This is a genomic window from Streptomyces sp. NPDC026301 (assembly GCF_055567935.1).
In genome coordinates, this window is sequence record NZ_JBVHPN010000010.1 from 16,579 (window position 1) to 39,877 (window position 23,299).

The 23,299-nt window shown below is 67.1% G+C and carries 13 protein-coding genes; 9 read left to right on the forward strand and 4 right to left on the reverse strand.

Features of this window, described 5'->3' with window-relative positions:
• Positions 1-42 precede the first annotated feature (42 nt).
• The 7 genes from ACZ4MH_RS18850 to ACZ4MH_RS18880 all read left to right on the forward strand — a co-directional run bounded on the left by ACZ4MH_RS18850 (position 43) and on the right by ACZ4MH_RS18880 (position 11,754).
• Positions 43-876 (forward strand): hypothetical protein, encoded by an 834-nt coding sequence (locus ACZ4MH_RS18850; protein WP_351587962.1) that lies wholly within the window; start codon positions 43-45, stop codon positions 874-876.
• 220 nt (positions 877-1,096) lie between these two features.
• The gene (locus ACZ4MH_RS18855; protein WP_351587866.1) at positions 1,097-3,643 is read left to right on the forward strand and encodes a GmrSD restriction endonuclease domain-containing protein; all 2,547 of its coding nucleotides are present in this window, start codon (positions 1,097-1,099) and stop codon (positions 3,641-3,643) included.
• Positions 3,644-3,658: 15 nt separating this feature from the next.
• Complete coding sequence (locus ACZ4MH_RS18860; RefSeq protein WP_351587869.1) at positions 3,659-3,883, forward strand: hypothetical protein; 225 nt, start codon at positions 3,659-3,661, stop codon at positions 3,881-3,883.
• Between the two features lie 249 nt (positions 3,884-4,132).
• On the forward strand, positions 4,133-4,501 hold the full coding sequence (locus ACZ4MH_RS18865; RefSeq protein WP_351587872.1) for a hypothetical protein: 369 nt from the start codon (positions 4,133-4,135) through the stop codon (positions 4,499-4,501).
• A 97-nt stretch (positions 4,502-4,598) separates the two neighbouring features.
• A complete protein-coding gene (locus ACZ4MH_RS18870) occupies positions 4,599-6,608 on the forward strand; it encodes a serine/threonine-protein kinase (RefSeq protein ID WP_351587875.1) in 2,010 nt (669 codons plus the stop codon).
• Between the two features lie 180 nt (positions 6,609-6,788).
• Positions 6,789-8,174, forward strand: coding sequence for a phage tail tube protein (locus ACZ4MH_RS18875; RefSeq protein WP_351587878.1), 1,386 nt, complete (start codon positions 6,789-6,791; stop codon positions 8,172-8,174).
• Between the two features lie 277 nt (positions 8,175-8,451).
• Positions 8,452-11,754, forward strand: a complete 3,303-nt coding sequence (locus ACZ4MH_RS18880; protein ID WP_351587881.1) for a type ISP restriction/modification enzyme — start codon at positions 8,452-8,454, stop codon at positions 11,752-11,754.
• On the opposite strand, the gene ACZ4MH_RS18885 is transcribed toward ACZ4MH_RS18880, so the two are convergent.
• The gene (locus ACZ4MH_RS18885; RefSeq protein ID WP_351587884.1) at positions 11,749-12,168 is read right to left on the reverse strand and encodes a hypothetical protein; all 420 of its coding nucleotides are present in this window, start codon (positions 12,166-12,168) and stop codon (positions 11,749-11,751) included. The two genes, ACZ4MH_RS18880 and ACZ4MH_RS18885, sit on opposite strands and share 6 nt — an antisense overlap.
• A 137-nt stretch (positions 12,169-12,305) precedes the next feature.
• Positions 12,306-13,427, reverse strand: a complete 1,122-nt coding sequence (locus ACZ4MH_RS18890; RefSeq protein ID WP_351587887.1) for a hypothetical protein — start codon at positions 13,425-13,427, stop codon at positions 12,306-12,308.
• A 1,022-nt stretch (positions 13,428-14,449) separates the two neighbouring features.
• Here ACZ4MH_RS18890 and ACZ4MH_RS18895 point away from each other — a divergent pair.
• The gene (locus ACZ4MH_RS18895) at positions 14,450-15,295 is read left to right on the forward strand and encodes a helix-turn-helix domain-containing protein (RefSeq protein WP_351587890.1); all 846 of its coding nucleotides are present in this window, start codon (positions 14,450-14,452) and stop codon (positions 15,293-15,295) included.
• The gene (locus ACZ4MH_RS18900) at positions 15,292-15,498 is read left to right on the forward strand and encodes a DUF397 domain-containing protein (protein ID WP_351587893.1); all 207 of its coding nucleotides are present in this window, start codon (positions 15,292-15,294) and stop codon (positions 15,496-15,498) included. Before ACZ4MH_RS18895 ends, ACZ4MH_RS18900 begins: the two co-directional genes overlap by 4 nt.
• Positions 15,499-15,588: 90 nt before the next feature.
• Here the strand turns inward: ACZ4MH_RS18900 and ACZ4MH_RS18905 are convergent, their stop codons facing one another.
• Positions 15,589-19,938: an Eco57I restriction-modification methylase domain-containing protein gene (locus ACZ4MH_RS18905; protein ID WP_467754582.1), complete on the reverse strand. Its 4,350-nt coding sequence runs from the start codon at positions 19,936-19,938 to the stop codon at positions 15,589-15,591.
• A complete protein-coding gene (drmD, locus tag ACZ4MH_RS18910) occupies positions 19,935-23,174 on the reverse strand; it encodes a DISARM system SNF2-like helicase DrmD (RefSeq protein ID WP_351587899.1) in 3,240 nt (1,079 codons plus the stop codon). The genes ACZ4MH_RS18905 and drmD overlap by 4 nt, the downstream gene beginning before the upstream one ends.
• Positions 23,175-23,299 lie beyond the last annotated feature (125 nt).

Sequence of the window (23,299 nt, forward strand, 5' to 3'; positions counted from 1 at the left end):
CTTATCCGATTCCACCCCTAGAGGAGGCTCCGCGCCGTGCGCATGGAAGTGCTTGACATCTCACCCGAGTTGGCAGCCGAATGGCTCACCCGCAACACCAACAACCGACCGCTCAGCAAGAGCACGGTGCAGCAGCTCGCCGGCCAGATCCAGCGCGGCGAGTGGCAGTTGACGCACCAAGGCATCGCCTTCGATGAGGACGGCGTGCTCATCGACGGTCAGCACCGGCTGGCCGCGATCGTGAGAGCCGACGTCACGGTTCCCCTGACCGTCACACACGGGGTACCGCGCACCGCCTTCACGGTCATGGACACGGGGCGCAAGCGCACGGGCCGGGACGCCCTCGCTCTCGCGGGCGAGGCCAACGCGACGCACCTCGCCGCGGCCCTGCGCGGGCTCCACCTCTACCTGAATGCGCCGAACTCCGCATGGAGCGGCGGCTCTTCAGCGACCAGCAACGATCAGCTCCTGGCCATGCTCGACAAGCACCCCGGCCTCCGGGAGGCGCTCCACCACGGCATCGCCCTCAACCGTGCATGCCGTATCACCGTCACAGCCGCGACGATCGGCTGGTACGTCACCAGTGAGGCACGTCCCGACGTCGACCAGTCCTCATGGAAGGACGGCGTCGTCACCGGTGCGCGGCTGGAGTCGGGCGACCCTCGCCTCACCCTGCGCAACACTATGCTCAGCCTGGCCGCGGGCAAGGCGCACCGTCGTCGCGACGACTCACGCGAGCACCTGCTCTACTACATCAAGGCGTGGAATGCCTGGGTGGAGGGCCGGTCCATCAAGCTCTTGCGTCGGTCTCCCAACGAAAGCATGCCCAGGATCTCCATGTACTCGGGGCTGGCGCACGCGTACACGGAAGCCTGACGGGCGACATCTACGGCCGCGCGGTGGAACGGCAGTCGAGCACCCACAACCGATCGGCCTTCTTCATATCTCATGTCGCTCAGCTCACATAGGCGGCAAAGAGCCACGAAAGCCCTCCAGTGTCGACAGAGTTCGCTTATTTTTGAAATGACCGCTGTCCCCAGGGTCGGGCCGCCGGACAGGTCGGCAGGACCTGCGCACCAGCAGGGAAAGGAAGCGCATGCGCGCACAAGAAATCACCTTCCTCAAGCTCGTCCAAGGGGAGAAGCAGTTCCAGGTACCGCTGTACCAACGCACGTACAGTTGGGGCAGGGACCAGCTCAAGCGGCTCTGGGAAGACGTCAGCGAACTCGTCGACCAGCACCTTTCCGGGGAGACCGGGGCGCCGCACTTCCTCGGCTCGGTGGTGCTGGCCCCCGGCCAGCTCCAGGCCGGCGGCGTGCAGAGGTGGCTCGTCGTGGACGGACAACAGCGGCTGACCACGCTGATGCTGGCGTTCACCGCTCTGCGCGACCACCTCAGGGACGTGGGTGACGAGCGCGGTGTGGCCAGGGCGCACCGGCAGGTGCTCGTCAATGAGTTCCAGGAGGGCCTAGACCACTACCGGCTGCTTCCCACGCAGGCGGACCGGGAGGCGTATATCGCCTGTGTCCAGTCCCGGGCGGAGGCCGGCGGCAGCGACAACATCGGTGCGGCCTACCGCTTTTTCCGCGGCGTGCTCGCCGAGGGCCAGGAAACCGGCGGCACAGAGTGGGTCGGCACCGTGGAGACCGCTCTGAAGGATCTGCTCTCGATCGTGGAGATCACCGCCGAGTCCGGCGACAACGTCTACCGCATCTTCGAGTCGATCAACAACACGGGCGTCGGACTCAGCCAGAGCGACCTGCTGCGCAACTATGTGTTCATGCTTCTGCCAAAGCGGGGCGAACGGGTCTACGAGGAACTGTGGCTGCCCATGCAGCAGAGCCTCGGCCCCAAGAACCTCGAATTGCTGGTCTGGCTGGACCTGATCGTCCGCGGTCACCACAAGACGAAACAGAGCGAGATCTACCGGGAACAGCAGAAGCGACTCCAGCCGCTGGCCGGTGACGAGAAGGCATTGCAGCGCGAGATCGAGCAACTGGCTGAACGGGGGAAGCGGTTCCTGCGCATCATCGAACCGCACCGCGAGACCTCGCCTGCATTGCGCGCCGTGCTGGAGCGCCTCACGGCCTGGGGCGGACAGACCCACTATCCGCTTGCCCTCCACCTGCTGGACCTCGTCGACGCCGGCACCACTACCCCCGATGACGCCACACAGGCGCTGCTGTACGTCGAGTCGTACCTGGTGCGCCGTCTCATCTGTCAGACGCCGACCACCGGGCTGAACAGGATCTTCATGGAGGCCCCGAAGGAGCTGGAATCCGACCGTCCGGCCGCCGAGGCCGTCCGGCGGTTCCTGTCCGGCCGACGCCGGAGGTGGCCGAGCGATGAGGAGTTGCGCCAAGCGATCCGCAGCAAGCCGTTCTACTGGAGCGGCCGGCCCTTGCAGCGCAGCTACATCCTGCGCCGCCTGGAGGAGAGCTACCGTCCCGCCGAACCGGTCGACTTCGCCAAGGCGTCCCTCAGCGTAGAACACATCCTGCCCCAGCGACCGGCCCCGAAGTGGTTCGAACTGCTCGCCGAGGAGACCGAGCCGGAGCAGACTCCCCAGGAGCTGCACGACCTTCTGGTGCACACTCTCGGCAACCTCACACTGACCGGCGAGAACTCGAAGCTCTCCAACTACCCCTTCGAGCGCAAGCAGCAGATCCTGGAGTCGAGCGCCCTGCGCATGAACCTGGAGATCGCCGCTGCGCAGCGCTGGGGCAAGGCGGAGATCATCGACCGCGCGGAGCGTCTCACCGAGCGGGCGGTGGATCTGTGGCCCGGACCGATCGGCGGAGTCAAGCCGGCCGGGGAGGAGTGGCCGGGTTGGGCCGACTTGCGAGCGGCGCTGGTGGCGATGCCGAGCGGCGCATGGACGACGTACGGTGACATCGCGGAGCTGATCGGCAGTCACCCGGTGCCTGTCGGCGGATATCTGAGCACCAACACGTCGGTGATCGGTGCATACCGGGTTCTCACAGCGGAAGGGAAAATTTCCACCTCCTTCCGCTGGCCGGACGGCGTCGACAGACAGCCGCCACAAGAGTTGCTGACCAGCGAGGGCGTGAAGTTCGACTCCTCCAATCGGGCGGACCGTTCGCAACGTCTGACCGCTGCAGAACTCGCCACCCTGCTGGGCAAGGACGTCGCACAACCGGTCGCGGACGACCCGCTTCCCGACGCAGCGGACACCGAGGCGGCTGCGAGGTTCCGTGCGCAGTTGGAGGAGCACGCGCCGGGATCCGTCACCGGGGTGCTGGCCGCTCTCGACTACTGGCGCAGCCAGGGCGGTTACCTCAACTACGGCCGATACGAGGAGACCAGCTGCTTCCCGGTGCTGGATGCCGGGACGAGTGAGCGGCCCCACGTGCTGTGGCCGATCGCCATCTACCCAGTGAGCGGAACAGTCGAGGTCGTCTTCCAGCATCTCAAGCACCGCAGCCCTTTCGACGACACAGAACAGCGCCGTGAGCTGCTGCACCGCCTCAACAAGATCGACGGAATCGACCTCCCCGAGGCGAAGCTGGAGCTTCGCCCGTCGTTCCCGGTCCAGGTCCTCGCCGAGCACAGTGACGAGGTCTGCGGAGCGCTGGACTGGTTCGTGCACACGGCGGCGCTGAATCTGGCGCGTAGGGCCTGAGAAGGTTGCTCGGAGGTGGACAACGCACATGCAACTCCCATACGACATCACAATCGGCTACGCATCGGGATCTCTCCCGCCGAGGGGCTCGCGGAACTTCGCATGATGATGTGGCCGGCGTACGTGGCCCCGCAGGGACGTACTCGCATCAAGAAGAGCCTCACCATCGCTGATCTCGCTCAGCTCGCCGCCGCAGCCGCCGAGTTGCAGTTGCAGTTGCAGTTGCAGTTGCACCAGTAGTCGTGGGTGGAGTGGACCCTGCGCTACAGGTCCAGTTGGTACGCGTCCGTCGGCAGGATGACGAGTGGTCGGAGTCCTTGTGACCGATCACGGCCGTCTGCACGAGACAGTGGTGATTCATGCACTGAGTTTACAACGGAATCACTTGAAATCACCGATCCGTCTACCCTTTTGAGGGCATGACGCGTAGTCTCTTGGCGCACGGGTCGACCGCGGGGAGTCGTCTCGTGCACGGGGAGGGAAGGGCACATGCACAAGGGCAGCCTCGAGTACGAGCAGGCCTTGGACACCGTCGTCAACATCCTGCGCACCCGTGCGCGGAGCGGCGCCGGGCCACTGCCGTACGGCGACCTCAGCGCCGCGCTGGAGCGGCTCGGTCACCATGTCCCGCCCCACGAGGGCCCGATGCCGCGCCTCCTGGAGGACGCCTCGGCACGGGACAACCCGGACGGATCGCTTCCGCTGCTGTCCGCCCTCGTCGTGCTGAAGGACAGCCGCTGGCCGGCCGCCGGCTTCTTCAAGCTGGCCCACCGCGCGCCGTACGACCGGCCGGGCGACGACGCGCTGTTGTGGACCCGCGAACTCAAGGCGCTCGCCGAGTACTACGCCGACCACTGACCGAGCGTCGAGCCGGCGACCATCGGCCACATGCTGCGCCTGCGCCTGCGCCTGCGCCTGCGCAAGCCTCCGGCACCGCACGAAGAAGGAACCATCTGTGAGCGAAAACGGCTCCGGCGGAAGAGTCCGGCCGGCGCGACCTGGCGACCCCTCCCGCATAGGTCCGTACCGGATAGTCGGCCGTCTCGGCGCGGGAGGCATGGGCACCGTCCACGCGGGAGTGGCCTCCGGCGGCACGCGCGTGGCGGTGAAGGTCGTCCACCCGCAGCAGGCCCAGGAAGCCGAGTTCAGGGCCCGCTTCAGGCGCGAGGTGGAACTGTCCTCCCGCGTTACCGGCCCGTACCTGGTTCCCGTGCTCACCGCCGACACGGACGCGGAGACCCCCTGGCTGGCCACTCCCTATGTCCCCGGCCCGACCCTGGACCGGCACGTGCTCGACCACGGCCCGCTCACCGAAGGCAGTCTGTACGCGCTCGCGGCGGCCACCGCGCAGGCGCTTGCCGCCGTCCACGCGGCCGGCGTGGTGCACCGCGACGTGAAGCCGCAGAACGTCATTCTCACGCCCGCCGGTCCCCGCGTCCTGGACTTCGGGATCGCCCACGCCGCCGACGGCACCAGCGTCACCCGCACCGGGGTCATGACCGGCACCCCCGGGTGGATCAGCCCGGAGCAGTACCGCACGGGGAACACCGGTCCCGAAAGCGACGTGTTCGCCTGGGGAGCGCTCATGGCCTACGCCGCCACCGGGAGGCTGCCCTTCGGGACCGGCGCGCCCGACGTGGTCGCGTTCCGCGTGATGTCCGGCGAGCCGGACTTGGAGGGCGTTCCCGCGTCCCTGCGCCAGGCCGTGGAACGGGCGCTGGCCAAGGAACGGGAGGGCCGCCCGTCGGCCGCCGAGGCCGCCGAAGAGTGCGCGGCCCTGCTCGCCTCCCAGGCCACGCAGGTGGTGGGAGCCCACGCGATGCCGGCGACGGCCGTGGACATGGTCACGGCCCTGTGGGACGTACCGGCCGGGGACGATCCGGCGTGGCAGCAGCCTCCGCGCCGTTCGGGGAAGCGACCGGCGACCGCCGTCATCCTCGTGGCGGCCGTCATCGGCGGCCTGGCCGCGGGAATGGTGTCTCTGAAGCCCGACGAAACCAAGCCCACCGGGCACGCGGCGCGGTCCTCGGCCTCGACGGCCTCCCCCGCGGCCGGATCCGGGCAGCCGTCCGCGAGCGCCGCGGGAGGGAGCAGGGCGAAGAAGGGGCAGCAGACCGCGAGCGGCGACTCGGCGAGTGCGGAGACCTGGGCCCAGGCGCGCAAGGCGCAGGGCCAGGGCGAGCACGACGTGGCGAGTGCGGTCCTACACGACCAGGGTGTCGAGGCCGGGCATCTAAGCCCAATCGAACTGATCCCGGGGAGTGTGAAGTTCCACGAGGCGCGCCAGGAAGTCTACTTCTCGTACGAACTGTCCTCCGACGAGCAGAGTGAGGTGTACGCGGAGACGCAGACCGCCAACCTGATGTGTGTGACTCTGCACGACCTCGTCCTCCGCGTCCACCCGGACCTGCCGTACCGCACATACGTCCTGGTGCGGGACGAGAAGGGCCAGGACCCCCAGGTGACGTGGCAGGACGACTTCACCGCCGACTCGGCGTGCCGGTCAGCCATCGACGGCGACACCGGGGAGGACCCAGGCACGGCCGCGCCGGACGACTGGAAGCCGGACAATGCCGGTCTCGCGGAGGCGATGAACCCCAGCTCCGACGGCACCGAGATCCGGGTCGCGGACCGCACCGCCGAGAACGTCATCGAGCAGACCAACGCGATGAGCAGAACGCTCGGCACCGACCGCACCCTCGACGGCGACGACATCGCCATCGGCTTCGACCCGGCGGGTTCGGCGATGTACGTGTGGTCGAACTACGTGGAGTGGGACCAGGGCCAGGTCGAGACGTGGGCGGACATGGCCGCCGGCGAGGCCTGCCGGGCCCTGGTGAATAAGCGGGAGAACTCGGGCGACGCATGGCCGTACACCCGTTACGCAGTGGCGGAGACTGGGGCGTCCGGATACCTGATGATCCGCTGGGGTTCGGCAAAGACGGAGGCCGACTGTCCTGCTTGATCAAGGATTGCCGAGGACGACCGCCGGCCGGGAAATCCCGACGTGTTTTCGGTCGTGCGGTTACCCAACCTGCCGTTATTCCTCTGCGTCGGTCTACGGCTCCCCGTACGATCCTCTCGCCGCCCGTACACCGGTGCATACCGAAGCACCGCTCATGGGCGTTCGACAGGGAGGGACCACTTGACCACGTTATCCGGCGCGAGACCGCGCGCCGTCCTCGCCACTCTGGGGATACTCGGCATGGCGCTGGCTGCCGCCGTGTCCCCCGCAAGTGCCGTTGACGTAGCGCCGACCGTACCCACTCAACTGTTCAACGGCAACAGGCACTGCTCGACCGATGCGCAGGAATCCACCCACCTTTCGGCCCGCGACGGTCTGGTGGTCGAGGGCATCCCCGGCACCACCGACAATCACTCGGTGACCGTGCAGTATCAGATCTGGCCGGTCGACGACCCGGCGCAGATCACGACGGTTGCCCGCGAATACGCCACACCGAAGTTCGAGGCTCCTGCCACCGTGCCCGCCACCGCGCTCACCGACGGCCAGGCCTACGCCTGGCGCGCACAGACCGTGGCCGGGAGTGCGGCCTCGAACTGGTCGGCCTCTTGCTACGTCACGGTCGACAACACCCGCCCGGCGCAGGCGCCCACCGTCTCCTCGCCGAACTACCCGCTGGACGAGTGGAGCCAGGGCGGCGAGCCGGTCAGGTTCACGCTGGACGCCAACGGCGACGACGACATCACCGGATTCCAGTTCACCTGGCACCAGAGCTTCCCGGTCATCGGCACCAACATCGGTGAGTACGGCATCCCCGAGCCCGTCGACCCGTACTCGGACTCCAAGTACTTCAAGCGGGCCGACGCCCCCGGTGGTTCGGCGACGCTCAGTCTCGTCCCACCGCACGGCTCCGGTCCGATGACACTGTGGGTGCGAAGCCTCGACCGGACCTTCAACTCTTCGACGATCACCAGCTACAAATTCTTCGTCCGTTCCACGGCACCCACCGTCACCCCGGCCGTCCCGTCCCCCGAGTTCGGCAGCAAGACCACGTTCACGCTCCGGCCCGACGCGGCGCTCCAGTCAACGAGCCCGGTCGTCAGCTACTCCGTGAAGAGCATCGGCGGCCAGGACGGTGACAAGACCGTCGACGTCGTGGCGGAGGCGGACGGAACAGCTCAGGTGGAGATCACGCTCGACGGCCTCTACGGTGGGTTCCTCCAGGTGACCAGCAGGAGCGCGAACGGCTGGGTCAGTGACGCGGCATCGTGGAGCATCAGCTACGACACGACTCCCACCGTCGCTTCGGAGACCTACCTCGAGAACGAATCGAGCGGCGGCGTTGGCATCCCGGGCACTTTCACCTTCGCACCGAAGGTGGGAGACGTCGTGAGCTACACCTACTCCTTCGACGGTGGCCCGGAGACCACGGTCGCCGCGGGCGACGACCACACCGCGAGCACCGACTGGACTCCGGACTCGGACGGCGGCCACTACCTGTCGGTCTCCGCGACAACTCGCTCCGGCATCCAATCGGCTGTCTGCGACCGCTCCTTCACCGTGAACTGATCCCACCGACTGATCTCAGCCCGCACGCCCGGAACCATCGAAGCCGCCGGTGGGTCCGGGCGGTCGCGGTGCCCGTTGTCACCCATGTTGGAGAGAGACCCTCACCGGCGTCGTTGGCAGCAGCACCGCGACGTTGCCCGGCGCTCACAGGCGCAACCGTGCTGCATCGACGCACCCCCTGTGCACCCATGCCATTTCTGTTTTCTCTGCCTCATACTGCGCAGACAGGAGGGTCTCGTGTCATCTACGGGACTGGGGTGCGGGAGCTGGGGGGCTCATGTCCGACGCACGTCTTCAGTGGCTCCAGGAAGCTATTTCCCTCTTCGGCGCCGCGTGCAAGCGCAACCTGGCGGGCCCCGGTGACCGCGAGGCGGCCATCCGCACCCCGCTGGAGCAACTGTTCCGCACCATAGCCGCGCACCATGCCATGGCGGAGGCCAACTGGCACCCGGAGACCCGCATCCCGCATCTCGGAGTGCGGCCCGACTATGCCGTACGCGTCGGCAAGCACGTGACCGGCTACATCGAGGTGAAGCGGCCCGGCAAGGGCATTCACCCCGACTCGTTCACCGGCCACGACAGGAAACAGTGGGAACGTCTGCGTGACCTTCCCAACCTCCTTTACACCAACGGAACCCACTGGCGCGTCTTCCGCCACGGTGTCCAGCTAGGCGACGAGGTAGCGCTCTCCGGACCACTCAAGATCGCCGGCGAGAAGCTGGCAGTCGCTGACCTCGCCTCCTTCGACGCGCTCACACAGGCCGTGCTCGGCTGGAAGCCGCCCAGGACCCGGCGGGTCTCGGTCCTCGTCCAGCACATCGCCCCACTGTGCCGTCTGCTGCGCGAGGCTGTACGGGAGCAGCTCCGGGCCGAGTCCGCACTGGACGCGGACGATCCCACCGTCGACCGGCCTTTCACCGGTCTCCGCGGTGACTGGCGCCGGTACCTCTTTCCCACCGCGGACAACACGACCTTCGCCGACGGATACGCCCGGACGATCACCTTCGCACTGCTCCTCGCCCACACTGAGCGCATTCCGCTCACCGGCACGACCTTTCACGAGATCGGCCGCCGCCTGAACGCGGGCCACGCCCTGATGGGCAAGGCCCTCCAGCTTCTCACCGACAACGTCAACGAACGGTTCGAGGTGACGCTCGACCTCCTCGCCCGCACCATCGAGAATGTCGAATGGGAGACCATCCGGCAGGGCGACCGAGACGCCTACCTCCACCTCTACGAGTCGTTCCTGTCCGTCTATGACGACAGGCTCCGCCAGCGCAGCGGCTCCTACTACACCCCTCACCAGGTGGTGGAGGAGATGACCCGCCTCACCGAAGAAGTGCTGCGCACTCGCCTGGGCAAGACGCACGGCTTCGGAGACGAAAGCGTGCACATCGTCGACCCCGCCATGGGCACCGGCACCTATCTGCACACCATCATCGACCGGGTGGCGCAGCAGGCCGCCGAGCGCCAGGGCAGAGCCATGAAACCCGACGCGATCGGCCGCCTCGCAATCCGCCTGTACGGTTTCGAGCTACAGATGGGCCCCTTCGCCGTCGCCGAACTCCGCACCGCCGACCTGTTGAAGAAGCACGGCGCCGAGTTACCACCGGGCGGCCTCAACCTGTACGTCACGGACACGCTCGACGACCCCTACGTCCAGGAGGAACAACTCGCCTCGACGTACGCGGCCCTTTCGGTGACACGCGCCCGCGCCAACCACGTCAAGGCCAACGTCCCCGTCACCGTGGTCATCGCCAATCCGCCATACGACGACAAGGCCGAGAACCGGGGCGGCTGGATCGAGAAACGGGTGAAGGGCCAGGGCCGCCCTCCCCTGGACGACTTCCGGTATCCGGGGAACGGCCGGTACGAGCACGCGCTCAAGAACCTGTACATCTACTTCTGGCGCTGGGCCACGTGGAAGGTCTTCGACGCTCACGAGGACGACCGGCACGGCGTCGTCTGCTTCATCACCCCGTCCGCGTTCACCAGCGGCCCCGCCGGGCGCGGCATGCGCGACTACCTGCGCCGGACGTGCGACGAGGGGTGGGTCATCAATCTGTCGCCGGAGGGGCAGCGGTCGGACGTGGCCACCCGAGTGTTCCCGCACGTCGCCCAGCCGCTGTCGATATGCATCTTCGTACGGCGGGCAGACCGCGACTCCGACGGGCCGGCGCGCATCCGCTACCGGGCACTCCACGGCAAGCGGGCGGAGAAGTTCGCCCAGCTTCGGGCGTTGCACTTGGACGACGAGGGGTGGCGGTACACACATACGGAGCACATACGGCCTCTTACCCCGGCGTCCTTGTCGGGGTGGGACGACTATCCACCGCTGGAGGCGCTCTTCCCCTGGGGCAGCCCGGGCAGCAAGGCCAACCGGTCCTGGGTCATTTCGCCCTCGAAGTCAGTCCTCCAACGTCGCTGGGCACGCGTCACAGCGGAAGCGGACCCTGAGGTCAAAGCTCTCCTGTTCAAGGAGACGCCGGATCGCCGGCTCAGCATGCGGCTACCCGCCCTGCCAGGCTTCCCACACCGCAACCGAAGCATGGAGCAGGAGGGCGACACGCGCCCTCGGCTCCTTCGGATTGCCATGCGCAGTTTCGACCGCCAGTGGATCGTCGCCGACAATCGGGTACTCGACCGCCCACGGCCTGACCTGTGGGAGTCCTTGCAGCCGGGTCAGGTATTCCTCAATCAGCAGAGCAGCCATGAGATCAGCAGCGGCCCTGCCCTGGTGGCAGCCGCACTGCTGCCGGACACCCACCACTTCAACGGCCGGGGCGGCAGAGTGCACCCCGTCCTCCACCCGGACGGCAGCGCCAACGTACCCACCGGACTGCTCCGGTACCTGGCCTCCATCCTCGGTCTCGACGAAGTGGCGGTGCACGACCTCGCCGCCTATGCCGTGGCCGTCGCCGGGCACAGCGCCTTCACCGAGCGCTTCGCCGAGGAGTTGCTCACTCCCGGCGTCCGGTTACCCCTCACCCGTGACCCGGCGCTGTGGAGCGAAGCAGTCCGCATCGGTCGCGAGTTCCTGTGGGCGGCGACCTACGGTGAGGCCGGCCCACCGGCCGACGCGGTGGCGTCCGCTCAAGACGGTGTCGGCTTCCCATCGGGGGACCCGCGACAGGTGCGGTACGAGACGGGCATCGGCACCGCCGTACCCGACGCCCTCGCCTACGACGAAGAAACCGATACTCTCCACGTGGGCCCGGGTACCTTCACGAGGGTCCCGCCGGAGGTCTGGCGCTACGAGGTCGGCGGCATGCCCGTCGTCAAGAAGTGGTTCGGTTACCGGAAGGCCTCCCCCACCAGCAGGAAGACCAGTCCCCTGGACGACATGCACGTCACGAGCTGGCCGAGCGAGTGGACTCAGGAGCTGATCGACCTGTTGTCCGTGCTGCGTCGGCTGGTCGACCTCGCGCCCGCGCAGCAGGCGCTCACCACGGACATCGTGAACTCACCGGTCATCACCGTCGCCGACCTCACGTCGGCGGGCGTTCTCCCTTTGCGCCCCGGAACGACCCGCGCCCGGCGTCGCGTCGTCCTGGACTTCGGCGAGTCGGACACGTCATGAGCGGTCGTCGCCGAGCCCGCCGTCGCGGACGTAGGCCTGCGCCTGCTCGAGGGTCCATGCCCCTTCGGCGAGCCGTGTCAGGGCGTACCCCGCGGCACGAGGTGCCGCGCCGCGTGACACGGTGTCGGCGAAGGACACCACCGCGCTCAAGCGGGCGGTCAATTCGTCGCACTCCGCGGCGCGTAGAGCCGCCGCTCCGAGCGGGGTGAGCCGAAGCGCGCCCTCGTGATCGCTTCGCTGCTCGACCAGCCCGGCCCACAGCAGGCCGGGCAGAGCGTCCTGAACCTCGTCTGTGTCGAGGTCTCGAGCCGCGTAGGGCTCCGGCGTCGCTGTGGGGAGCGGGAGGTCGCAGAGATCCAGTTCCTGCAACAGGTGTCGCTGGACTAGCGAGAGCGGGCCAGTGGATACGAGCATGGCCCCAGTATGGCCCGCAACGTGCGCCACGCCTTGTTGCCGCCCATGAACCGGCCCCATGGTGGAGACCGGATCGCGGAACGGATCGCAGCGCGACGCGCGGAACTGGACGAGGTGGGAGGTAGCCCGTGACGGCGTCAGACTCGGCGGCAGCGATCTCGAAGCTCGGAGATGACGGCTTTCTCGAGCGCGTTAGCGGTGCCGTCCACAGCGGCCACCCGGTTGGCCACGTCAAGGAGATCGCTCAGGTCCCCTGACTCGGCGTCTAGCCGTCGCCACACTTCAGCGGGCTCGATATCAACAAGGTGAGCGAGCTCTTCATCGACCACCTGATGCCGCTCCCGGACCAGCCTCACCAAGTGCCGCATCAACAGCGCCTCGTCATCGTCAATCTTGTGGTTCGCCTTAATGACGAGCCACGCGACCCACAGCATCAACTGCGGGTGCTGACTCTGCTTGCTCAGATTCTCGGCGAGTTCGATCACCCGCGCCTCGTTACGGAAGACAGCTTGCGCGTGCCGCCCCGCGAGCAGCGTCGTATACCGGTTCAACACCACCGCAAGGGGAACGCCGACCACGGGGATACCAATCTTGATAACGTTGCGCTGCAGGAGGAACTTCCCGACGAAGGGGAGCCCTTTCGCGGCGGTCAGTACCCCTTTGGAGTAGAAGCGCTTGATCACCGGCCGCATTATGGCCGGGATCATCTTGACCACGGGTCCCCGGACCACTTCCCCGCTCTTGATCGTGAAGGCCACTCGAATGAGATTCCACATGTCTTCGGGGTCGGACAGGTCGAGCGGGATCCGATAGAGGACCGCGACGTCGCAGGCCAGGCGAAGTTGAAGCCGGGTGATGAACGTGACATCGACCATCAGGGTTGCGACGGCGGCCGGGAAGGTCGCCGGCGAGGCGCCACCAAGGCTTCCGAGAGTGGCAACGACGGCCGCCGTGTAGGCCCCGGCTGAGAGCCCACCTTCGAGCGCGGCGTACCGAGCCGCCATCTTGATCCGCTGATCGACGATGGCATCCGCGGGTACGCCCTCGTACCGCTCCTGGAAGTACTGCCAGTCGACTTTGTCGGTGTAGGAGCCCATGGCCTGAGCGATGAGCTTGGTGAACCAGTTGCCCGACTTGATATCGTCCGGGCTCAGTCCCTTGACGAAATCCCTTAGCTCGGCCCGCTCATGTTCGACAGCCGCTCTGTCAACGTCGTCGCCGCTGCCGGCATCGACAGCGTCAACCGGAATTTCGGTCATAGCGAGCCCCTCCCAAATGGATCAGCGTAGAGCCAAGTTGTCTGGTTGGGACGCCCTAGCCGACGCTCAACACAGTGGCTCAGTAACAAGCACTTCTATCGACGACCCAGATGTGAAGTCGCGCAGGAGGCACAACTCCCGGCCCGTTACTCCCTGGCCGTGCTCGCCCCCAGGTGACACCAATGCAAACTCGATCAGTATCTGACTCATGCACTCAGTTCACAAGGACAGAGGTTGCATCTCACGCCACTGTGCAGATCAGCTTGGCCGGTCACCACGAGCATGGCTGCCGTTTCAGCGCCTCAGTCTTCTGCTCATGCCAGTGGCGAGGGGTGGCGGCCATTTCGGGATGGCGGCCTGGGGCGATGAGGCCCTAGAACGCCTCCACCGAGTACGACCTGCAGCGCTTGCTCAACAAATGGGACCCGATTGGCTCGCTGACGACGTACAACGCGAGTACGCCTGCAGCCCCAGCGGTTGGCGTACCCCTCGATGAGGAGCAGGCCGCGGCCCGAGGTGGCGTCGGCGGGCAGAGGTGGGCCTTGCCCCCGGGGTGGCGAGGGCCCGGGGGCAAGTGTCGGTCACTTCGACGCGTAACGCCTGGGGCAGGAGGAGCAACGCCAGGTGGAAGTCCCGGTAGGGGATGCGGCCGTACGCGACGGCTTATGACGCCAGCTCGGCCATGACCAGAGCCACCGCCTGCGCGGTGTCCCAGTCGTGCTGTACGCCACACCACTGAGCTGCTGCACGGCGCAGCGTGCGCGCCCGGCCGGGGACCACGCCTCGTACTGCTGAGCAGAAACCTGAATTCAGCGAGGACGGTGGTACGGAGGGGCGCCCGTAGGGGATGGGCGGAGGCGGTCGCCCTTGTTTGTACGGACGTTGTACGGGTCCTGTACGGGCCGGGCGCCGTGTCCCCGAACGGGCGTCCCGCGTTGAACCATGCTCAGTCGCGGTGAGGTTGGGGCAGCCTGCGCATGGGGTGGCGGGGCGGTCTCGGAGAGCGGAAGGACGTGAGGGCTGTGCGGAACACGCGAAACGGCCGCGAGGGGAAGACAAAGGAAGAGCAGGACCTGCCGGGTGTGTGGTCGGCATACGGCAAGTTGCTCCAGCATCTGCGCAAGGGGACGGGGCTGAACCAGCAGGAACTCGGGGATGCCATCGGCTACTCCCAGGAGCAGGTCGCCTCGGTCGAGCAGGGCCGGCGGCCTGCGAAGGAAGCCTTCACGGTGGCGGCGGAACGGGTGCTGGAGGCGCGAGGCGTCCTGGAGGTGCTCCAGGACGAGGTGGACCACGCGAAGCTGCCACGTTTCTTCCGCAATTTCGCGCTCATCGAGGCAGAGGTCGTGAGCCGCTTCTCGTACGACCCGCTGCTGGTACCAGGGTTGTTGCAGACGGAGGCCTACGCGCGAGCGGTATTCGCGGGCCACTGCCCACCGCTGAACGAGGAACTCGTCGACCAGCGCACGGAGGCTCGACTGAGCCGTCAAAAATTGCTGACCCGGGTGCCGTTGGCCGAGCTGTCGTTCATCATCAGCGAGGAAGCTCTCCGTAACCCGGTGAGCGATGCGGAGACCACGCGCGTGCAGTGGCAACACCTGCTGACGGTCGGCACGACGCGGAACGTGCAGGTGCAGATCATGCCTGCTTCACCTGGCTTCCACTCGGGCTTGAACGGTCCGTTCGTAATGCTGGAGACGAAGGAGCACCAGCATCTCGGATACATCGAGTCGCAGGAGGTCGGCTGCGTCGTCCAAGATCCGTCACAGGTCAGCGCCTTCGGGTTGCGGTATGGGAAGCTGCGCTCGCAGGCCCTGAACGGTGTGGAGTCTGCGCGGCTCATCGAACGGCTGGTGGGAGAGACATGAGCGTGGAGCAGGTGACCGACAGCATGGACGGACTGCACTGGTTCAAAAGCAGCTACAGCGGATCGGGCGGCGGCGACTGCGTAGAGGTGGCTGCCGGCGCCGACGTCGTGTACATACGGGACTCGAAGGTTGCTGATGACGGGCCTGTGCTGCGGGTCGGCCGGGACGAGTGGGCCGCGTTCGTGGCACGGGCAGCCAGGTAACACCGTCCCATCGGAGGTCCGAGCAGAACGGCGGGCTGGTTGGTGTCACTTGATGCGTGATGCGAACCAGCCCGCCGTCATGCTGACGGCTCAGAACAGGGCGCCCTCAGCGCCCTCCCCGAAATCCGCCCCACCCCGCGCCGCCAACTGCTCCTTGCGCTTCCGAACAGCCTCCGGAGAGGGCGACGGCATATCGGGATGCTTCTCCCGCGCCTTCTTCTCCGTCACACCCTTATGCAAGCCGAGGTGAACCTCGTCCGCGTACGCCTGGTGATTCAACTGCCGCAGCCGGTCAATGATTTCGGTCCGGGCGAGCAGGCCGATGGTGTAACGGACACCTTGGTCAGTTTCATGGAAGCCATGATGGAGTGGCAGCTTTTCGTGCGTCGGATCAGCAGGTCGAGTTTTCCCGGAGCTATCCAGCAGGTCGTGCCAGCCATACGCCTCGATCGTCGCCTTGTCTATTTCCTCGTGAATCCGACGCAGCTCAACGATGTCCCTGTCCTGATAGTCCGGATCGTGAACCAGGTTGTATGCCGCGGTTAACCCCAGATTGCGAGCGAGCATTAGATTACGACGATAGGAATCGAGGCGGCCCCCAGCGGCGCGCAGACGATTACTGAGCGGCGGGCGGACGAAGGTTTCGAAGACGTCCGTCGGCGTGTAACGGATTCTCGTTTCAAGAGTGGAAGCACGGTCGATCGCCCACCAGTAGTGAGGAGCGCTGCTCAGCACGCCCAGTAGCGCAGGGTCGTCAGACTTGAATACATTCAGCGCGTGCGAGAAGACTTGATTTGTGGGCACCATAACAGGCATCACTATCTTACTCACTGCCGTGATAACGATACACCGCTTGAGCCCACTGAGCGCCCTCACCAGTTCGCTCCTCGGACGCCAATACTGCCACCAGCGATCGATCAAACCAGCGTAAGTTTCCGGATTCTTCCGCTCGCACTCGGGTTTAACATTCGCCAACACCTTGGCGAAAGCTTTCGGATATGCTCGCGCTTCCTCTTCACTCCACTCGCGGAAATTAATTATCCAACGACTGGAACTATGCTCCGGGTGGCTGTTTACATCCTGCCCATTCACGTAAGGGAGGACGACGGCAGCGTATTGAGGGTCTCCAGAGATCCACATTCGAGCCTCCTCTTCCGGTACGATGAATCCTGCACTATCCGGCTTGCAGCCACTGAACGAAATCCCTCCCGCCTTGCCGACCGGTTCAACCCAGGAAGGCTCTCTACTCTCTGGGGTAAGGGACGTCGTAATCCCCTTCGACAATGTCAACCCGCCGAGGACCCGAGCCGCCCGCTCACCGAGAGGGGCCCTACTGGACCAAACGGCACAATATTCCAATGCTGCAGATTTTGACGGCCAACGAGCACTTTTGATTCCGCGGCGGAACTCGACGCCGGCAGCCTCCAGTCGATCCAAGCCACTTTCTCGAGTGTCTCCTTGCGCCAACGTGTTGGTAGCGATCAATCCAGACTGGCCGCGAACATTCAGCAGAGCATGAGCACGCAGCACGAAATACGCTACGATATCCACTTTTCCTCTCGCCCCTCCAGCAAGAGAATCGATCATGCTCTCTCGATACGCTTCTCCCAATGCGGCAGCGAGTTTATGCCCACCCAAGAACGGCGGATTACCCACGATCGCATCGAACCCGCCCCTCAGCGAAAACACCTCGGGGAACACTAACGGCCAATGCACCGGCCGCCGCTCCAACGCCCCCTCCGGCAACTCCGCCGCCAGCCACTCCTCCGCCGTGGCCCGCGCCTCGCGCACCACCTCCGAGTCGTCCTCGACCCCGTCCTCCATGATCCGCTGCACGATCCACGCAGCCCGCGGGAACAGGTCCCTGACCCGCTCGCCGCCCTCCTCCTCGTACCAAGGCACCCGCCCCGAGGCGCACGTCGCCAGCGCGGCGCCCGCCACGAGGTCGCCCACCAGGCGCAGGCGGCGCGAGTGGCGGTTGACCTCGTCCAGGCGTTCTCGCTTCTGCTGGAGGGCGGCCAGGTCCACGCCCTTGATCGCGGTGATTGCCAGGCGTTCGCGTGTGAGTTGGTCGACCAGCTCGCGCGCCTTCTTGGCGAGGATGTCGGTCTGCTGTTTCGGCTTCATGTGCACGGACTGGATCTGTTCCATGCTGTGCACGCCCAGCAGCGAGTCGCCGCAGACCAGGCGGTCGTCCAGGAACGTGAACGGGCGCTCCGGATCCATCGAGACCAGCCACAGCGACAGCTTGGCCATCTCCACGGCCATGGGGTTGATGTCCGCCCCGTACAGGCAGTTCTCGATGATCTGGCGGCGCGCCTCGATGACGACCGGGTCCTGTTCGGCGTCGGCCGCCGTCAGGGCATCGACGGCCCGGCCGGCCCGGTACGCCATCGCGTCGGCCTGGCCATCGTTCTCCCACGCCTCGATCAGCCGGTCCGCCAGGTAGCGGCAGGCCGCCACGAGGAACGCCGCCGATCCCATCGCTATGTCCGCGACCTTCAGAGCGAGGATCTGCTCCGCCGACTTCAGGCGCCACTCCCCCGTGTCCGCCGTCTGGAGCGGACCCGGCTCGTACACCAGGGGCTCCAGTGCGTGCAGGACGACCTCCTCCGCGAGGAAGCGGGGGGTGTAGTGGGTGCCCGTGTTCTTGCGGAGTGAGGATTCGGTGACGTACAGGGTGCCGTTCGGGATGACCATCGGCAGGCCGCGCAGGTCGTCTCGAAGGATGCCGGCGAACGGCAGAAGTCGGTCGGTAAGCGCGGTGTCTTTGGTGACCGCGTTCAGCCGGCGCCGTGCCTCCGCCGCGTCCTCCGCCCCCATCGGGGCCAACCGCTTTTCCAGCTGGCCCGCCGTCGCCGGTGGCTTGGGGTCCTTCCACTTCTCGTGGATGGCCTTCGCCAGCGACTTCACCGAAGCGTCCGGCTTACCCGGCGACGCCGTGGCCGCCTTCGCCGCAAGGGACTCCAGCTCCCGCAGAGGTACCTCGTGCTCCAAGCCCGCGGGCCCGATCAGCCCGACCATGTGCTCGGTCGCCCGGCCGGCGTCGTAGGACAGCAGGCCCTCGTACACGTAGCCGATCTGCTCGACGCTCAGTGCACGGAAGCTCAGCGTGCGGACCTCGCGCTGCTTGCCCTTGCCGACGCGGACCTCCTGCACCGCCTGGAGCATGTGGAGGACGGTGCGGTCGTCGATGGGGAGGAGCGGGGTGGTGCCCTCCAGCCAGGGATACGTCTTCGGGTTGAAGATCGAGCCGTCGTACGCGGGCAGGCGGAAGCCCGAGCCGGGGTGGTCCACTCCCCCGTGGACCGCGTGAAACAGGGCTATCAGCCGGTGCCACGCCGACGTGGTGTGCTCCAGCGAGGGCTCGCCCTCCTCGTCCGCGCGGGCCTTGAGCTCGTCGCGCAGAAAGCGGGCCGAGTACGAGCGCGCGTACACCTCGTTGTCGGCGGGGAGAAGGCCGCGTTCTTCGGCGAAGAGGAGGAAGACGATGCGCATCATCACCGCTACCGCGCCCCGGTAGACCTCGCCCGCGCCGACGCCGGACGCATGCAGGCCAGGCGCACCGTTCTCCATGGCATGGACGTCGGCGCGGCCGATCGCGTCGACGAGGAGTTCCACCGCCTGCCGGACCTGGACGCCCAGCGCCTCGGTGACGTCCTCGCCCGCCGCGAGGCTCGCCTTGAGCAGGCCGACGAGGGTCTCGCCCTCCTCGTACTCGAAGAAGCGGCGGCGGCTCAGCAGGGACACGAACGCACGGACGACGTTGCGCTCGGCCGCCTCGTTCCAGCCGATCGCGTCGAAGACGGCCGTGGTCGTGACACCGCCGAGCGGAGCCCAGACCAGGCACCACCAGCGGCCGTTGGTGACCAGGCCGAGCGGCACACCGTGGTGCCGGAGCAGGCGGGCCAGCCGGTCGGCCGGTGCCGCAGCCCAGTCGCCGCCCCCGCCCGCACGCGCGGTGGGAGCGGTGCCGGCTGGGATCGTCATGCCGAGTAACCGCACCCGCTTGGCGGCCGCCTCGACGCTGGGCTCGGTAGCCAGATCGGTGCCGGGATCGACGAGGGCGAAGTCCGGGCGTACCTCGGTGTTGTGCTCCGCGACGCGGAGGGTGAGACGGTCCAGACCGTGGTGTTCAGCCTCGCCAAGACGGAGGGTCAGGGCGTCGTTCCAGCTCAGAAGCCGGGACAGGATGTACGCCACCCACTCGTCGCGCCCCGCCGTCGTGTTGTTCTGCCAGTCGGCGTGGCGGGCGCGCAGCCGGGCCCGTTCGTCCTTCTCCAGGGTGTCCAACTGGGGCCAGGCCCGCAACAGGACGGGCATGGTCAGGAAGGGACCGGAGATCTCGGTGAGGTCGAGCCACTCCTGGTGCTGCCGGCGTCCGTCGGCGGCCTGTGCCTTGGCGGCTGCTATTCCACGGCTCACGGGGCGGGGGCTCATCGGCGGGCTTCCTTTGCGGGAACGACGAAGACGACGGCGGCGGGGAAGAGGTGGGAGCGGGGTTCGCGGTACCGGGCGGCGATGGCGGCGAGTTCGCGTGTCCGCTCGGCGGGGAGTCCCTCGAGGCGTTCCTGCCAGCGGCGGCGGTCGTCCTCGAACTGGCGGCGCTCGTGACCGGTCAGCTCGTGGGTGGAGAGGAGGGCGAGCTGTTCGCCTTCGCCGTCTCCCTCCTCCTTGAGTTTGGCGCGCAGGGTGGTCTCGAAGCGGTCGAGGGTGGCGGTGATACGGCGCTCTTCCTCGGTCCGGCGGTCTGCGAGCCGGCCCTCCAGCTGGCGGCCGAGTTCGGCGGCGCGGGCCTCCAGCGAGCGGTACAGCGGGTCCCGTAGCCTCGGCCAGGCCGCGGTCAGCTCCTGGCGCAGGTGCGGGGCGGCCTCGGTGCCGTCGGTGAGCGCACGCGACAGGACTCGGCCCTGCTCGTTCACCGACTCCCAGCGGCGGAAGCGACCGGTGTCGCCGAACCAGCCGCCCGCATGAAGGACTTCCTCATGGAGGCGGGTGCCGTCAGTGCCGACAAGGACGTACCGGGCGTAGGCGGAGACCAGTGTCGTGGTGACGGCCGGGTCGTCGGAGACGACGGCGGTGACGCGGCTGAGGCCGACCGAGTCGGCGTTCCAGACGGCGGCGGTCAGCAAGCGTGTGGAGAGGGCGACGAGCGGATGCTTGAGGTGGGCGAGGACTACGTCGTCGCGGGCGTGCGCGGCGACCGCCGGGGAGAAGGTGAGGGGCCGTTGTTCGCCCTCGCGGAGCTTGTGGGCGAGGCCGCGGGTCGCCCGCTCCCAGCTCCCGGAGAGCGGCTGCACGTCGAAGAGGTCGCCCGGCTCGAATTCCTCGGCACGTAACGCGGAGGGGAGGAGTGCGGGCTGATTGTCGAGGGCTAAGGCGGTCTCGACGACGCGCTTGATGTTGGCCGGGGTGAGACCGAGCGTGGAGACGGTGTCCTCGTACTGGTCGGCGAGCCTCTTGGTCTGCGCGGTGACGTTCTGCTCGGGCGCGACGTCGCCGCCGGTGCGGCGGCCCTTGATCGGCCTCGGCCTGGCGTTCTCGATGTCGACAGATGCCATGTCACCGGTCATCCGGCGCTGTACGGCGTCGGCGAGGACGGCGTTGACGGAGCCGAGGTCGTGCTCCATGCGCGCAACCTTCTTGGCTACGCGGGAGAGGAATTCGAGGTCGGCCTCGTAGGAGCCGGCCTGGGCGTCCTGCCATCCGGAGCTGATGAAGTGGGTGATCTCCGGGTCCTGCTTCTGACCCCAACGGTCGATGCGACCTATTCGCTGTTCGAGCTTGTTGGGGTTGAAAGGTATGTCGTAGTTGATCAGGCGGTGGCAGTGGTTCTGCAGGTCGATGCCCTCGCCGGCGGCGTCGGTGGCGAGCAGGATACGGACCTTGCCCTCGGGGAGGGAGGGGTCCGCCTGGAAACCGAGACGGATACGCTCGCGTTCTTCCGCCGACAGTCCGCCGTGCAGGCGCTCGACGCGGCCGCCGTCGGTGAGTCCCTCCTGCTGGAGGAGGTCGTACAGCCACTCCTGGGTGTCGCGGTACTCGGTGAAGACCACGACCCGTTCGTTGGTCCAGTGCTTGCTGTCGGGGCGGCAGACGGCCTTGAGTTCGCGGATGAACGTCTCGGCCTTGGAGTCGGGCGCGGCTTCGTGGGTGAGGGCCCAGCGCTCCATCTTCTGGAGCAGGTCGAGCTCCTGACCGTCCTCCGCCGGCGTGAGGGAGGTGGAGCGGGTGAGGGCGTCGTCCTCCGCGTCGACCAGGCCGGTGTCGTCCAGGTCCGCGACGAGGTCGGCGAACTCCTCCAGCCACTCGGGCACGTCGTCGGCCGCCGCACGGCCGCGCGAGGGGCCGGTGTCCTCCAGGTGGGACAGATAGACCTGAACGGTGTGCAGGAAGCCCGCCGGCGAGGAGAAGAGGCGCTTCTTCAGCAGCAGCGTCACCAGGTCGGCGGCGCGGCGCCCGCCGCGTGCCCTGGGCGTCAGCTTCTTGCGGCGTAACGCGGCGAAGGAGCCGAGCACCTGGTGGATGTCGCGCTCCTGCGGCGTGTAGTCCACAGGCAGTTCGAGCGTCTTGCGGGTGCGGAAGCGGGGCGTACCGTCGGCGTTGGTGACCGTCGACTTCAGCCGCCGTACGACGGTGTCCTTGAGGGCTTCACTGTCCGGCTCGACACCGCGGGCGAAACGCTGGTCGTCGATGAGCTCCAGAAGCGCGGTGTACGACTCGGGGTAGCCGTTGTGCGGGGTGGCGGAGAGGAAGAGCCGGTGCTCGAAGTGCGGGACGAGGCGTCGGATGAGCTTGGTCTGCTGGGAGTCGACGGCGTACACCTGCTTGGGCACGGCAGGTGCGACGTGGTGAGCTTCATCGAGGACGAGTAGGTCGAAGAAGCGCTTGTGTTCGCCGTCGGAGCTTTCCTCGGGGCTGCCGATGACCTCATCTAGGAGACGCTGTGCCTTCTGCCCGCGCAGCCAGGGCAGGGACACGATGGTGAGCGGGTGGACGCGGAAGGGGTTCGCGGCGGTGCCGTGGGTGCGTCGCAGTCGGGCACAGTGTTCGGAGTCGACGATGGTGAATTCCAGACCGAACTTATCGGCCATCTCGTCGCGCCACTTCAGGGTGAGGCCGGCCGGGCAGACGACCATGGTACGGCGGGCGCGGCCGCGCAGGAGCAGTTCCTGCACGACGAGTCCGGCCTCGATGGTCTTGCCCAGACCGACGTCGTCGGCGAGAAGGAGGTTGACGCGGGGGGCGCCTACGGCGCGGGAGACCGGCTCCAGTTGGTACGGCTCGACGGCAACGCCCGAACGGAACGGCGCCTGAAGCGTCTTGGCGTCGGCGGAGGCGACGGCTGACCAGCGGACGGCGTCGAGGAACGCGGCGAGGCGGTTCGGGGAGTCGTACTGGCCGGTGGAGGCGTCGGGGAGGGAACCGGCGGGCAGGATGCGACGGCCGGGCTCGACCTCCCAGATGACGGAGAGCGTGTCGCCGAAACGGCCGTCGGCGACGGACTGGAGATGGATGAGGGTGGCGGGCCTGCGCTGCCCGTCGCCGTCGCCGGCCGGTGACGGCTCGACGCGGGCGACGACCCAGGACTGGCCGCGCACTTCGACGAGATTGCCTTCCTCAGGGAGCTGCTGCGCTCCCGTGCCCCCGATGACGCGCTGAACTGTTGAGGTCATGGCGCTGTTCCCCTTGTGATGTAACTGCCGTCGTGCTGTAGACAGTTCCACTGTCTCCCCGCCAGTACGACGTCGTCGCAGAGTAACACTCATATGCGGGCTGTGAACAGAGCTTTCAGCTGTTT